At 56.6% G+C, this 13,397-nt stretch carries 17 protein-coding genes and 2 pseudogenes; 6 read left to right on the forward strand and 13 right to left on the reverse strand.

The genetic code is table 11. From position 1 onward, the window contains the following. Positions 1–91: 91 nt before the first annotated feature. Complete coding sequence (locus CVS27_RS21715; RefSeq protein WP_103467612.1) at positions 92–493, reverse strand: NUDIX domain-containing protein; 402 nt, start codon at positions 491–493, stop codon at positions 92–94. Positions 494–656: 163 nt separating this feature from the next. Beyond that, on the reverse strand, positions 657–1,238 hold the full coding sequence (locus CVS27_RS20015) for a GNAT family N-acetyltransferase (protein WP_103467613.1): 582 nt from the start codon (positions 1,236–1,238) through the stop codon (positions 657–659). Positions 1,239–1,658: 420 nt separating this feature from the next. Here CVS27_RS20015 and CVS27_RS20025 point away from each other — a divergent pair, with 420 nt between their 5' ends. Both CVS27_RS20025 and CVS27_RS20035 read left to right on the forward strand, forming a co-directional pair. Then, positions 1,659–2,228: a hypothetical protein gene (locus CVS27_RS20025; protein ID WP_103467615.1), complete on the forward strand. Its 570-nt coding sequence runs from the start codon at positions 1,659–1,661 to the stop codon at positions 2,226–2,228. Positions 2,229–2,754: 526 nt separating this feature from the next. Further along, on the forward strand, positions 2,755–3,441 hold the full coding sequence (locus tag CVS27_RS20035) for a hypothetical protein (RefSeq protein WP_133163008.1): 687 nt from the start codon (positions 2,755–2,757) through the stop codon (positions 3,439–3,441). Positions 3,442–3,672: 231 nt separating this feature from the next. Here CVS27_RS20035 and CVS27_RS20040 read toward each other — a convergent pair. Beyond that, positions 3,673–3,897, reverse strand: a pseudogene (locus CVS27_RS20040) (transposase); the annotation flags it as partial. A 269-nt stretch (positions 3,898–4,166) separates the two neighbouring features. On the opposite strand from CVS27_RS20040, the gene CVS27_RS20045 reads away from it, so the two are divergent. Continuing rightward, the gene (locus CVS27_RS20045) at positions 4,167–4,769 is read left to right on the forward strand and encodes a hypothetical protein (protein ID WP_133163009.1); all 603 of its coding nucleotides are present in this window, start codon (positions 4,167–4,169) and stop codon (positions 4,767–4,769) included. A 700-nt stretch (positions 4,770–5,469) separates the two neighbouring features. Here the strand turns inward: CVS27_RS20045 and CVS27_RS21530 are convergent. Then, positions 5,470–5,907 (reverse strand): recombinase family protein, encoded by a 438-nt coding sequence (locus CVS27_RS21530; RefSeq protein ID WP_442319982.1) that lies wholly within the window; start codon positions 5,905–5,907, stop codon positions 5,470–5,472. Between the two features lie 70 nt (positions 5,908–5,977). Next, positions 5,978–6,619: a hypothetical protein gene (locus tag CVS27_RS20635; protein WP_133163010.1), complete on the reverse strand. Its 642-nt coding sequence runs from the start codon at positions 6,617–6,619 to the stop codon at positions 5,978–5,980. Between the two features lie 777 nt (positions 6,620–7,396). Here CVS27_RS20635 and CVS27_RS20065 point away from each other — a divergent pair. Continuing rightward, positions 7,397–7,756 carry a hypothetical protein gene (locus CVS27_RS20065; RefSeq protein ID WP_103467621.1) on the forward strand — a complete coding sequence of 120 codons (360 nt, stop codon included), beginning with the start codon at positions 7,397–7,399 and terminating at the stop codon, positions 7,754–7,756. Between the two features lie 68 nt (positions 7,757–7,824). Here the strand turns inward: CVS27_RS20065 and CVS27_RS20070 are convergent, their stop codons facing one another. Together CVS27_RS20070 and CVS27_RS20075 are read right to left on the reverse strand one after the other, a co-directional pair. Then, positions 7,825–8,361, reverse strand: coding sequence for a hypothetical protein (locus tag CVS27_RS20070; RefSeq protein ID WP_133163011.1), 537 nt, complete (start codon positions 8,359–8,361; stop codon positions 7,825–7,827). Between the two features lie 347 nt (positions 8,362–8,708). Beyond that, positions 8,709–9,005 (reverse strand): hypothetical protein, encoded by a 297-nt coding sequence (locus tag CVS27_RS20075; protein ID WP_103467623.1) that lies wholly within the window; start codon positions 9,003–9,005, stop codon positions 8,709–8,711. A 12-nt stretch (positions 9,006–9,017) separates the two neighbouring features. Between CVS27_RS20075 and CVS27_RS20080 the strand changes: the two genes are divergently transcribed. Then, positions 9,018–9,326, forward strand: coding sequence for a hypothetical protein (locus tag CVS27_RS20080; protein ID WP_103467624.1), 309 nt, complete (start codon positions 9,018–9,020; stop codon positions 9,324–9,326). Here CVS27_RS20080 and CVS27_RS20085 read toward each other — a convergent pair. Then, positions 9,323–9,592, reverse strand: a complete 270-nt coding sequence (locus tag CVS27_RS20085; RefSeq protein ID WP_133163012.1) for a hypothetical protein — start codon at positions 9,590–9,592, stop codon at positions 9,323–9,325. The two genes, CVS27_RS20080 and CVS27_RS20085, sit on opposite strands and share 4 nt — an antisense overlap. A 50-nt stretch (positions 9,593–9,642) precedes the next feature. On the opposite strand from CVS27_RS20085, the gene CVS27_RS21110 reads away from it, so the two are divergent. Beyond that, a complete protein-coding gene (locus CVS27_RS21110) occupies positions 9,643–9,849 on the forward strand; it encodes a hypothetical protein (protein WP_207767599.1) in 207 nt (68 codons plus the stop codon). A 3-nt stretch (positions 9,850–9,852) separates the two neighbouring features. Here the strand turns inward: CVS27_RS21110 and CVS27_RS21115 are convergent, their stop codons facing one another. The 5 genes and pseudogenes from CVS27_RS21115 to CVS27_RS21720 all read right to left on the reverse strand — a co-directional run. Beyond that, the gene (locus CVS27_RS21115; protein ID WP_207767600.1) at positions 9,853–10,017 is read right to left on the reverse strand and encodes a hypothetical protein; all 165 of its coding nucleotides are present in this window, start codon (positions 10,015–10,017) and stop codon (positions 9,853–9,855) included. Further along, complete coding sequence (locus CVS27_RS21120; RefSeq protein WP_207767601.1) at positions 10,002–10,613, reverse strand: TniB family NTP-binding protein; 612 nt, start codon at positions 10,611–10,613, stop codon at positions 10,002–10,004. Before CVS27_RS21120 ends, CVS27_RS21115 begins: the two co-directional genes overlap by 16 nt. Continuing rightward, entirely contained in the window at positions 10,604–11,662 is a 1,059-nt protein-coding gene (locus CVS27_RS21125) for a Mu transposase C-terminal domain-containing protein (protein ID WP_207767602.1), read from the reverse strand. Before CVS27_RS21125 ends, CVS27_RS21120 begins: the two co-directional genes overlap by 10 nt. After that, on the reverse strand, positions 11,646–12,386 hold the full coding sequence (locus tag CVS27_RS21130; protein WP_207767603.1) for a hypothetical protein: 741 nt from the start codon (positions 12,384–12,386) through the stop codon (positions 11,646–11,648). Before CVS27_RS21130 ends, CVS27_RS21125 begins: the two co-directional genes overlap by 17 nt. Next, positions 12,307–12,834, reverse strand: a pseudogene (locus CVS27_RS21720) (TnsA-like heteromeric transposase endonuclease subunit); the annotation flags it as partial. The pseudogene CVS27_RS21720 and the gene CVS27_RS21130, both read right to left, overlap by 80 nt. Positions 12,835–13,397: the final 563 nt, after the last annotated feature.

Raw genomic sequence — 13,397 nt, forward strand, 5'->3', positions numbered from 1 at the left:
GGTCCTGCAACGGCCGGTTGGATCACTCAAAGCATTGACGGCAACGAGATCGACCGGGATGTCCGCAGCGGGAACCTCCTGCGGAACAGGGTCATGCCAGTTCTTGTTGAAACAGTGCTGGGTACGCCGGATCCGCCAGGTCCAGAGATATTGCCTCGTTCAAGCTGAACCAGCCTATGTCGTCGTGTTCATCTGGTGCCGCGTTGACAATGTCCCCTGCCCAGTCGTCCACTCGCCATACCTCCAAGACGAGGTCGGAATTGCTTCGTGTATGAATGGCGCTGCCGTCAGGCGGGGTGATTGACACGCTTAGCTCTTCCTGAAGCTCTCGTACGAGTGCTTGGCGACTGCTCTCGCCCAGTTCAAGATGGCCGCCTGGAAGGTCCCAGACATTCGGATTCGACATTTTCGTCGAAGACCGGTGTGCAAGGAAAACAAGTCCATTACGTACCAGCAACCCACATGCCACGTGATGCTTCAACTGATTCTCCATGCGGCGAGCCTACTAGCAGGCACGCCGACTTGCTGGCTCATCGTGGTCCCAGCAGGGGAACCTTCTGCGGGATGGTTTCAGGTGAGCATTGAATTTGAAGTGGTTGCGTCGATCCTGGATCGTCTACTGACGCCTGTTCTGCTTGCCCTGGGCACGGGATGTTCTACTCGATCGAGCCGGGCCACGGAGTGGACATCGATCGATCATCGGTGCTTAGCACACCGGCCAATGTTAGGTCGTAGATGGTGCCCAGACGAACAGCGGCGCCCCGCCTGTGCCCCTCCCATCTGAAACCGACCTTCTGCGCAACGCGGACGGAAGGTCCATTGATGGAGATGGCTTCCCACCCTATACGGTGGAGGCCGAGACCGTCTGGGGAAGCAGAGAAGCCGAATGCGACAACGCGCGCGGCCGCTTCCGTCATCACTCCCTGCGCCCGAACGAGCGGGTCGATCCAGTATCCGAGCTCTGCGGCTCCGTCCTGGACGTTGGAAAGCGAAACCACGCCGAGTAGCTGCGGAGCGTCCTTCAAGTAAATGCCCCACGCCAGAGCACTACCGGTGGACCAGCCGGTGGGAATGACACCGCTGACGAACTCGGTTGCATTCTCGCGACGATAGGGGTTTGGAACGGTGGTGAAGGAGGCGATGTCTGCGTCCTGGCAGATAGTGACGATGCGATCGATGTCCCCCTCTGTAGGGCATCGAAGTATTAGACGCGCCGTCTCGAGCTCCACACATTCCATCCGAGAACTTTATCAAACCAAGGACACTGACCTCGCGTGTCCGTAGGCCGAACCTCTTGCGGACACCATTACCGGTAGAAGTTGGCAAATAGCTTGACGGCTATCGCTACGCGGGTGACTTAGTTAAGTGGTTGAAGGCGGGGCCGATGATGGCTTTCTGGTCCATGTTCAGCCAGCGGCCGGAACGCAGCAGACTCGGATAGTCGTCTTTCTGGAACTGCCATTGTTCGCTTGTGTTTCAGTAGCCGGTAGCCGGTATCTCGCTGCCCAGGTCCGAAAAGACGCAGCTTTGATTGCGTCTGGTGCATTGACTAGTGTCGAGTGGGTGTTCACAAAGAGCCCGATCACTGGCCTGAGCGGTCCCACTAAGGGGCTGAAGAATTTGCTCAATGACAACAATATTCCCTGGAGCGAGAAGTAGTGACAGTTGACTGGTCGGGGTATCCGATTTTCCCTACCCTTTTTGCCAAGCGTGTGGAAGCACGTGAGAATTTCAAACACGAACTGGCTATCAAGGAAGAGCGCAAACTAGCGCTCGCGCAGTTGACAGCGCAGAACGGCATCGTTCTCGAGGACAGCTACGAATGCTACCTCATGCTGAACGCGTGGTTTCGTGAAAATGCCTGCCCTGAACCGGGTGACGATGAAAACCTCATGGTCGAATGGATCTGCTTTGCACGAGATCTGAATCTCTTCATGTGTGACGCACTTGTGGACAGGTACCCGTGGCTCGAATGGACTCTCTACACGACTAGCAAGAAGTCCGAGAACTACCAACGTGGTGTGCTTAAAGGCTTCAAGAACGACCCTCGCAAGCACGTCTGCTTCGCCCCGGTCTTCATCGGCTGGGGGTATGTCTACCTGAAGAAACCCAAGGCAAGTGCGACAGCCTTCGTCCGCCAATTTGTTTATGGGGAAGATATTCCCATAGAGCCGCGGGAGGACACCTTGAATCATCTCTTGGGAAGCGATTGGAAGTCCCAATTGTAGGCCGACCGGTGCTGGATGTTTCGGCAGGCAAAACGCATCGCACTAGTCTCACGGCCGCGCATATTCTTTCGTGATGTCTGCGTCCTAGCCGGAATTTGCCCTTGAATCCTGTTAATTATGATGGGTGAGCGACGATATTAGGGTGGCATAAATACGGGAGTCGATCGGGGGCGGGTACGTGCGCTCGGAGCAGTGAAACAAAGCGGTCAATTTTTTTCGTGGGCTGCTTCGGATGTAGCGTCTACTCGTCGCGACGGACTGAGTGCCGGAGAAGGTTCGTGACGCCCTGCTCCGTTACGTGAAAGGCACCTTGGCGATCCACAAGATATCTTGGTGACCGATTAGACCACTTTCCTGAAGAAGAGTACTTCGATGCCGGCCTGCTGGGCAAGAGATTCGCAGACATCTTTACGAAAGCCACAGGATCTGGAGTAGAAGTGAAGGTCGGACGCACAGGCAAGAGTGTCTCAAATCAAGTGCTGAATGACGCCGCTCTGATAAAGTCCGGTGTGCTGAAGAGCGTGGAATGGGTTTTTCTCAAAAGCCCCATCACCGGCAAAAGTGGTCCCACTCCCAGCCTAAAAAAGCTGCTGTTCGACAACAATATTCCATGGAGGCTAAAGTAATGTCGGTTGATTGGTCTGGGTACCCGCTCTTCCCGATTCTCATTGTTGGACGGGCCGCGGAGCTGTCACGCCAAGAGGCACGAGCGAACTTCAAACACGAGCTGTCCATCAAAGAAGAACGCAAACAGATCCTCGCCGAACTTACGGCAAGAAATGGCATCATCCTTGAGGACACTTATGAGTGCTATGCCAAGCTCAACTTGTGGTTCCGGGACAACATTTCCCCAGAACCCGGTGATGAGAAGAACTTACTTGTGGAGTGGGTCAGTTTCGTGCGTGATCTGAATCTATTCATGGGCGATTCCCTCATTGCTAGATATCCCTGGTTGCGGTGGACCTTTTACACAACCAGCAAGAAATCCCGAAATTACCAAAAAGGCGTCCTAAAAGGCTATAAGACCGTGCCAACTATGAGCTTCAGATTTGATGGAACTCTCATCAGCTGGGGATACGTTTACCTCAGCGAACCCGAAGCTTCTCCTACCGTTTTCGTCAGACAGTTCGCCTACGCTGAAGACATTCCAGCCGAGCAGCGAGAAGGACTGCTCCTGAAACAACTCGGTCCGGGATGGGATCGCCCAGCATAAGCGAGTTGGACCACATGCCGAGCGAACCTGCCCTACAGTGAATGGGTCTAACCCCATCCTCAGCTTGGCTCCGTGGCATTGACAAGCGTTAGCCTCTTGGTAGCGGGCTAAATGGCCGTATGCAGTTTCCCATCGGTTGCCGCCAGATGAACACTGTGACCATGTTCTGGTTGGCGGAACTATGTAAGCGGCTCTTGGTGGTTCGTGGGGATTTGGATTCCCGGGTGAGTGTCATGCCGTCGTCCGGGCGGCACTTCTCAAGAGAATAACTGATGTGTAGTTGTTTGGGTTGCGGTAGCCGCGGGCGGTGCGTTTGATGTGTGTGATGGTGGTGTTGTTAGCTTCGACTTTTCCCGTGGTCGCGCCGGTGATGATGAGAACTTCGATTTCCTTCCACCACCGGCAAATGGTCCGCCAGAGCCTGGTCGTCTCCGGTTGCTTCGCGGTTTTCACCAACCGGACGCGCAGGATGGTGAAGAGTACTTCGACGTCGGCGTGCTGGGCAAGAGATTCGTTGACATATTTACGGAAGCCACAGGATCTGGAGTAGAAGTGAAGGTCGGACGCACAGGCAAGGGCGTCTCGAATCAAATGTTGAAAGACGCCGCTCAGATAAAGTCAGGTGCGCTGAAGAGCGTGGAATGGGTTTTTCTCAAAAGCCCCATCACCGGTAAAATTGGTCCAACGGCCAAACTAAAGGAGCTTCTCTTGGAAAATGGTATTCCTTGGAGCGAGAAGTAGTGGCGGTCGACTGGTCGGCTTACACGCTGTTCCCCGTGCTCCACGCAGGACGGCCGTCTGAGCTCACCCGTTCAGAAGCGAGGGCGAACTTCAAGCACGAGCTGTCCATCAAAGAAGAACGCAAAAAGATTCTCGCCGAACTCACTGCAAGAAACGGGATCGTCCTTGAGGACTCCTACGAGTGTTATGCCAAGCTCAACCTGTGGTTTCGGGACAACATTGCTCCAGAGCCCGGTGATGAGAAGAACCTGCTCGTGGAGTGGGTCAGTTTTCTGTGCGATCTAAACCTGTACTTGGGGGACGCCCTCATTGCGAGGTATCCCTGGTTACGGTGGACTTTCTACACAACCAGTCAGAAGTCGCAAAACTACCAGACTGGCGTTCTGAAGGGCTATAAAGTCTGCCCAAGGATGAACGTCAGATTTGATAGGACGATCATTGGGTGCGGGTATGTTTACCTCAACAAGCCCGAAGCTTCTCCAACCGTTTTCGTCAGACAGTTTGTCTATGCAGAAGACATCACCATCGAGCAGCGGGAAGCCCTGCTGTTGAAACAACTGGGACCGGGATGGGATCACCCAGCATGAGTTAGTTAGACCATATGCCGCGCAATCCGGTCCGACTGTGTAAGAGTCAGGTCCCCGTCTTTGCTTGGCGCTGTGCCCTAAGGAGGCGTTAGCTCCGTAGTAGCGGGCGAAATCACCGTATGTAGTTTCTCGGCGGTTGCCGCCAGTTGAACACTGTGACCACATTCTCATTGGTGGAACGATGTAAGCCGAGTCCCGCAGGTGTCGCAGAATGGCTTATCCAACGCGTCCAACAGGCTTGGGGTGTCGGGTGCCGCAGGGCGATGACTGACGATCCGGAATCGCTGCGAGTCCAGCCACGCCACGAACAATACCGTCTCCGACCCTTTTGCAAGTGAGGGCTTCGTTGACATCAAATTGGAGCCAGCTGGCTTGGTTGTCCAGGGTCGGCGGATCTGCACCAGCGTCTACTCGGACTTGACTTGTGCCAGCGCGCGGCGGGTGCAACGCGCGTCCAAGGCAAACAAGTGGCAAATTTCCGGTCAAAGTGCATTCATTTCTCTGGTGGGTTTCAACTGCAACTTGGAACTGACCGGTGGCTGCAGGTTGTTTTGACCTGTGCCTTTCGTGGCCGCCTATGGGTAGTTTTCGTGGCCGCAAACAGGTCCGTCGCCGGTCACCCACATCTCTGACTTGCTGTCATTTTTCGAAGTCGTCCATGCAAGTTTCATAAATCACTCGAGCGGACACTAATTCTGGTTCAGGAGTTTCTTCCCGTCAGGGCGAAGCTCACCTGATGGGGAGACGTGGCGGTAGAGAGTTTGCGCGTGATGCCGAGTTCAATGCACAGATCGCCAACCTTGGTTTCGGGTTGCCCCATGGCGGCCATGGCTAGTCGAACCTTTGCGGCTGTCATCTTGTAGGGGCGTCCACCCCTTCGTCCACGTGCGCGTGCGGCGGCGAGGCCGGCGATGGTGCGTTCTGAGATGAGGGCTCGTTCGAATTCGGCGAGGGCGGCGAAGATCCCGAAGACGAGTTTTCTGGAGGCTGTGGTGGTGTCGATGGCTGCGCCCTCGCCGGTGAGGACTTTCAGGCCGATGCCGCGGTCGGTGAGGTCATGGACGGTGTTCACCAGGTGGCGCAGGTCCCGGCCGAGCCGATCGAGTTTCCACACCAACAAGGTGTCCCCATCACGCAACGCTCCGCGGGCACTTTGGCCGGGTGAAGTCGGACGTTTCTTGCAAGCCATCACGACTCGGGCAAGTGAGTCAAATAGTTGAAGGAATGGCCAGCAATTGGCTGTTTCGGGCAAGTTCAGCCAGCGCCCGGAGCGCAGCAAACTGAGGATAGTCATCTTTCTTGAGCTGCCATCCGTATATGGCCCAGTAGCTGGTGGCTCGTTGGGTGCAGAGCGCCATGAAGTCCGGGTTGTCGTTGGTGAACTGGACGTAAGCTGCCAACAAGTGTGGCTTTTCGCGAAGATTAACTGTGACGAATTGAAGAATGTCTTGGCCAATTTGAAAGACATATTCAGCACAAAGCTGAACGACGAAGGGCACAGTCCACGGAAGTTCTGAATCCAGGAGGATCCGAAGGGCCCGCTGCCGAATCCTGCCGTCTCCGTTCCGCGACATCCAAGCCGCAAAAATGACTCTTTCAGAAGCACTCAGCCCATCAAATTGCTCATCTTGGGGCCAGGGATAGTAGATGCGGGTAGGTATCTGCACCAATTCACCAGCAACATAAATCTCAGGATAGTAGGCAACTCTGGCGTAGGTATCTTGAATCAAGTCAGAACGCGTGGGACTTCCTTCCCGGCCCAACGAACGTAATGCCACATATGCATCCGCGCGTGCCGACGACGGTACAGCGCGCAAGAGTAGTGGATCGTAACCCTGGAAGTCATCCATGTACCCAATTACAACAGCTACTTGGATCACGAGGAGTCATTTGGGCTCAGATACAGCATGGATTGGGAATATGAAGCGTGTCCGACAGACACCGATCTGACGTAGAAATGCCGGTAAGGCAGCCAGACGTCCCGCAGGGGGTGTCCCTTATAGAGGTATGCAAACCGTCCCGCAAGCCGGTCGGATTCCGGGACATCAAGCCGTGGGACATGGACGAGGAACGTCAGTGACTGCATGTCCCGCAGGGGAACCCTCTACGGGACGCCTGGGTGTGGATCAGTCGCTTTTGCCGGCTCGGCGCCACACCTTGACCCCTGGCTCAACCACTACAACAATGAACGCATCCACACCGGCATCGGAGCAACACCCATCCGCCGAGTGTCACCAGCGTGATGGCCAAGTACAGCTAGCGGCCCACAGCCGACTGGCAACTGCACCCCTATTGACCAACTATTCTGCAAGGATCGTGGGCAACGTTAGACTCTACCGCGGGGGAGTAATTGGCCATACAGAGCACCTAGACGCGCTGCAGTGCATGACAAGGCGGCGTGGTGGCAAAGTCTACGCTGAGGTTCACAACATAGGTGATGCTCGAATTGAATTCACTTCATGGACGACGGATCGGAGAGTGGTGGACGGGATGAGTTGCCAAGGCGGAGTCGTGTTGCGGATTCCTGGGTCATCCGTTGCAGGCGGGCTAGTCCACTCCTCAGACATCAATGATGATTTTGAGGTGCAGGCGCACGGATCGGGGTTCGACGCGGAGGTGCTTCCGTAATGCGCGATCGAACGATCAAGAGAACTGAACTCGTGCGCCTGCTCCTAGCGGCGACGCCGACGGCAGATCAGGCTCGACATATTGACTTCGTTGAGACCACGCAGGCCGACGAGCTAGTCATTCGACCTGTCACAACGCGAGACCTGCGCTTAATCTACGGGCGGCGACGTGCCCGGTTACCGCAATCCCATCCCCTGTCTGCAAGCGTTGACCGGCTATTGGCGGCCCTGGCCACCTACAACGAGGACGAGGTCAACTTAGTGTCATTTGAAGGGAACCCGGAGATCCACCTTGCAGTCTGGCTCACGGGGAGTGCTGATGCTGTGCTTTCGACAATGATCAGCACTGGCGACCGCTGAGGAACGTTCGGCGAGACGGTCGGCGGCTCTTGGTGACCAAGCGACGGAGCCGATTAACGTTGCGGAACTCATTCCGCGCTGTTGGCACGGGCGTAGGCTTCCACTTCGGCAAAAAATCGTTCGTCCTGAATTCCGATATTTAGAGAGCTGCGGCTGTCGTTGTAGGTGACATCAATGTCGATACCGTTGACGTTCCACATCTTCCGCAGGCCTCTCTGGCCGTGCCATGGAATGGTTGGCTCGCCGTGGAGGTCTGTTAGCTGCCTGAGAATGGCGTCGAAGCACTGGGTTGCTTGGGGGTCTGGCGGCGCCGAATCCAGTCGGAGCTGTACATGTATTGATTCGATGAGTCCGTCAAGTTCCCGCGAAGTGGCGAAGATGGGCGGGCCGTCGTCCCTTGGTTCTAGGTGAAAATGATCCGCGATGTCACGAGCATCGTTAGTGTTTGCGGGAGACTTTTTTCCGTGGCCCCATCCCAGACGCTTGAACAAGGCATCCTTTTCAGCCTGATTCTTGGGCCAAGGATGCCGGACCGCTATTTCAACCAGTTCAACGATGGCTTCAGGCTGCGGAATTTCTCTCACAAAACGATCTATCAATGTCATCCTGCCACGCTATGCCGGAACATAGCGGATGACCAGAGGCCCACTGGAAACCAACCGGACAAGAAGACAGAAGCTCTATACACAGCAGCTCTATCCCAAAGTGGAAAGGCCACTGCTATTTCGGTGCCCTACTTGCTGACACGTGTCCGTAAGGGGCATTCCGCATAGACGCAGTCAAAGTGTCCCGCAAGACGGTCCTTCACCGGACAAAATAGCCGCTGACCTGGACTTTTTGATTTGAAAGATCCACGGGTGTCCGTTTGACCCGTCCGGTGGCTCGTCCGGTGAGCGGGCGACATACGGTACAGGCTTTGGCGGCGCGCAGGTATCTTGGTGCCGGATTTTGATCATCTGTTCTTGGGCGGGAGGATTGTGTCGGAACCACGAAATTCTATTGTCCAGTCGGTTTCCATCCAGTGCCGAAGCGGATCGAATGCGCCCTGCAGTGTCCAGCCCTCGATGATCTCGTTGCGGACTCTGTTGAGGAAGATTTCGGGACGGGGTGAGCGGGCGATGTATCGCCAGTGGGGGGAGGCGATCGCAGCGGTGAGCGTGACGATTGAGGGGTAGAGGGCCGCGGCAACCAGTGCCGGGCTGTTGGGTATTCGGGGGTGGTTTGCTGTCAGGGATTCGTATGTGTTCATGGCGGCGCTGAAATGCTGGAATTGCTCGTACCAGCTCCAGTTGATGACGCTGGAGATGTGGAATGCGCGGCGTACTTGTGCGTGTCCGTGTCGGGTGATGAGGTTCTTGTGGTGGTGCCAAGCTTCAATGATTTCCCGGCAAGCGTCGATTCTGAATTGATCTGGGATTGTGCCGATGCCGTCTCCGATCCAGAGTCCGTGGTCCGGACAGATAACTCGTTCGTGGGTGGTGTAGACCTCCACGTAGGGACCGGCGCCTCGGGCCAGGGTGCAGTGGTGGCAGGCGGGGGCATGGGTGGTTCGGGTTGGCCGGCCAACTAGTTTTCCCGCAGCCGCGGATTCGGGTGGCTGTTGGCCAGTTGTGGCATCGCCAGCACGAAGATGTCCGGAAGGGTGCCGTTCCACGTGGCGAGGTCATACATCCACGGCCGTCGATCCCTGCACATTGTCTTGATGAGTTCGCCGTGGGTGAGCACGTTGGCGCTGTTGATGCGCCGGATAAAGGACCGGGTTGTCTCATCCTGGTAGGGGCGCACCGGTCTGGGCAGGGGGCGATCCGGTGCTAGTCGGTACTGGCGTGTAGTCATAGACTGGAGGGGTTCAGGGCCGCTGGCCGGGGCGCGATGGATTCGGCGGCGTGGTCCAAGATGATGTCATCGAGCAGGGTTCGGTCTATTCGTTCTGTGCCGTTGAGGATGGCCAAGATGGCTGCTTCGCGGATGAGGCGGAAGAGGCTGCTGATACTGCCGGCCGTGCGGTGGTGCAGGTACTTGCTCTGGGCCGTGAGCGTATGCGGTACGTGTTCGTGGAGGCGCAGGCCGTCTTCGAGGGTCGCGACGAGTGAGTCCTATTCCTCGGTGAGCGGGAAGGGCCCGGTGGTCATCAGCACGGATCGGCTAGAGATTTGCCGGCCCCGCATGCCGGTGAACAAGCCGGAATTCTCCACGTTGATGCCCGCATAGACGAAGGCCGCCTGCATGTGTTCGGTGAAGTACTTCAGGTGGTCGGACATGTCTTCCCCGGCGCTGGTGGCCAGATTAAGGTTATGGATTTCATCGACAATGACGAGGACGGCTTCGCCGTGGTCAGGACTTGGCACACGGCGTCGGCTATGTCGGTCACGTTCTGTCTGGCTCGGTAGTGAAGCCCGAGGAAGTTCGCGAATTCGCTGGCGAGCTTCTTGGGGGAGCCTTTCGGGGGAGTGGTGATGTAGACGACCGGGATCCGGTCCCGCTGGTGGGGATATTTCCGTTTGACGAGTAGTTCGTGGGTTTTGCTCAGGAGCTTGATCGCCGTGGTCTTTCCTGACGCCCAGGGGCCTGAGACGATCAGGCCGCGGCGGGCGCTGATCTCGCGCTGGTTGAGCATCACCGGGATCTTGCCCTGGTTTGCAATCTTGCGGACTGTGGATGTTTCTGCCAGGACAAATTCTGAGTGGTGGCTGATACGTTGTTCGTCGTAGGTTTCGCGCCGGGCAACACTCATCGCAGCCAATACGGCGGTGTCGACCAGCTCGATGGTGGGTGCGGTGGAGGCCACGAAACTCCGCCAGCCCTGCAGCGTGGTGGTGGGCGCGCGACCGCTAGTTGGGAGTTCTGTTACCACCATTTGTCGGCCTCCTTTTGGGGGCCATAGACCTTCAAGGGAATGATCTTGGCGATCCGCGGAGAGTCCTTTTCCTGATCCGACACTGGTTCGATCGTCACCGGGAGCTTTGCATCTTCCGGAGGTTGGCCGACGTGGGGGCGCGGGCGTTGCGAGCTGATGGCAGCCTTGTTACGGGCCACTGCTCGTTGATTCTTTCGTTGCCTTGCCGCGGGTTTGGCTGGCGGTGAGGCCTTGTCAAGGATGGCATCACCTGCAGCCTTGATGCTCTCCTCTGACGGCGTGGTGACGCCGCGTTCTGCGACGATTTGGCGGCCGTAGTTCCATATATCGTCGCCGAATGGTTGTGGACTCGTTTGAAGTTGACGCCAGTAGGCGGTGATCCAGCCGCCATCTTGATGGTTGCGGATCCAGACGCAAGCTGCGTCGTAGGGATCATATTTGACCTCCCAGGGGCCGTTGATGGCCTTCATTCCGGTTTTTTGACCAAGATAGGGGTTCAGATCTTCGGTGTCGTAGATGCGGTGCCTGATTTTGACCCCGTAGCTGTTGATGACGCGTATTTCCGCGGGCATTAGTTCGAGGAAGTCTTCGGCGCTGAAAGGGGCAGGGACGTATCCGCAGACGGCCAGCAATGCGGCGTATTTTTCATTCGGGGTCAGCACCCGGGATGGCGTGAAGGGATCCCGCAATCCGTCGTGGGGGCGGTTCTGCCAACCGGTAATGATCCATTCGTCCAGGAGGTCTTGGATCTCAGGGAGGGAGAACACGGCCTGCTTCTCGGTATTTTTGCCGCGCCGTTCAACTGAGGATCCAAGGTATCCGGTGATGTATTGGGCGAAAAGCGTTCCGATGGATTGGAGTGTCCGCTCGATGACCGGTTTGTCGGTAGGGGTGTCGGGGTGGGCTGGTTGGAGGTTGATGCCCTGGCTGCGGCAGGCACTCTTGAAGGTGTTCGAGAGGTAAGCCTTCCCGTGGTCACAGACAATGGTTTCCGGAACGATGACGGGTTTCGCAGCGGCCCCAGCGAGGCGTTCATCGATAGATTTCATCGACCGGTAAGGCAAGTCGGACGCTGCAATGGAGGCTGCGTGTGGCAATATCGACCATGGCCGTCAACTCGACCCGTCCAATAACCCCGTCGTCGAGTTCGACGGCGATATCCAGGGGAGTGGAGTCGATCTGCATCAGTTCTCCTGGCCTGACAGGGTAGACGGCCCCGAAAGGTCCTGGTGGTTGCTGGGCCAGCGTGCGTCTAGTTCGCGCGGAACCTGTCGCGTGGCGGCCTTCAGTCAGCCGGCCGACAAACCCTAGGATGCCTTGATTGAGATAGGCGCGTACGAGTCGTTGCAGTTTGTTAAAGCTGGGATCCTCGCCCGAGGCAAGGAGTTCGGCATGTTTGGTCAGTTCTCGCTGGCGTAGCGACCGAGTTCTGACGTCATAATCGTGGCGGGGAATTTGTCCTTGGACTGCGTTGCGTGGCATTCCGTCGAGAACCTCGGTGACGTGTCCTTCCCACCATCGAGCTTTCGCTTGTCCGTCGGCTGGCAAGGAGTCGAAAAGGGTTGATGGCCCGTTGATACGCCGGCGCAGGGGTGTGGAGTCGAGCATTTCAAAGCTGTGGTCAGCAAAGAGCGAGGCAACCTTTATGGCCACCGGTAGTTCGCCAGCTGCGGTCAGAAGAGCGACATCTCCGTCAATTCCGGAGAGGCTGTAGATCACGCCGCGGAAGGAAACACGATCGCCGATGAACATTGCTGTGTTGCCGTTGTTCATCGTGTCTGGACCTTGTTGACAATGCTCTCAAGGTGCAGGGATAGCCCAACAAATCGGTGGTGATTTGATGTCGCCATATCAGGTGGAACACGGTTGGGAGGACGCAGATCGGATCACCAATGGCACAGGCAAGTTCACGGATGGATTCTGATCCTGCGGCGTTTAGCCGTACAAGTATGGCGCATGTAAACTCTTCCCGATCGCATCGGGGATGACGGTAGCCGGCGATCCAACGCAGGTTGGCGCCGGAGTTGGATTTCAACTCGCCGAGTCGCTCATAGCTCCAGCCCACTGATGCGCAAAGCTGGGCGGTGGCACCAAAGACGTCCTCGTCGGCGGGTTTGACCAGGGCGTCGGTACGGGCGTCTATAACAACGCCGGTTCCTTCAGCCTGCCGGACGAAGTAGTCAGGCATGTGGGTTGCCTGGGGGGAGTGCTGCCAGAAGAGTAATCCTAAAGGGTTGCGAGGCCACGCCTACTTCGTCTGGATCAAAGCCCAATCGCATCAGCTGGTCACGTTCGCCCCAAGACTCGAACCCGACATGGGGCTGGTTCGTGGCACACCACCACAGTCCCGCAAGATTATGTTGTCCCTTGTGGGCTGCGGGACGTCGGATCGGGAGAGAGTGGTCGAAGGGGATCGTCCATGAATCTGAGAGGTGACTGGTGATGGAGGCAGAGGAGAATTGCGCCCTGAAGTTCAAGGTGCCTGCAAGAACTGCGTGTCCGACGTTGGCTTCGGACTCCATCAAACGGTGTCCCGTGCTTCAACTGTAATGACAATCTCCGACGCAATGCGTCAGTTCTAGTGGGATACGCCGGGTGAATGCTTCAACTTAGATGACAAGAGACAGTCCTGATTGAGTTTCTTTGCCGATGCGTCCAGCGCACATAAAGTAACTTCTACTTGACATAATGTAGATTATCGGCGCAAAACCAACGGGAGTTGCAGTGGATGCGAGAACTCCCTCCTTTGGCCGAATTGACTGTTTGTGCAGGTCAGCGTGGCAT

The sequence above is a fragment of the Arthrobacter glacialis genome, from assembly GCF_002909445.1.
GTDB classification, from domain to species: Bacteria; Actinomycetota; Actinomycetes; order Actinomycetales; family Micrococcaceae; genus Specibacter; species Specibacter glacialis.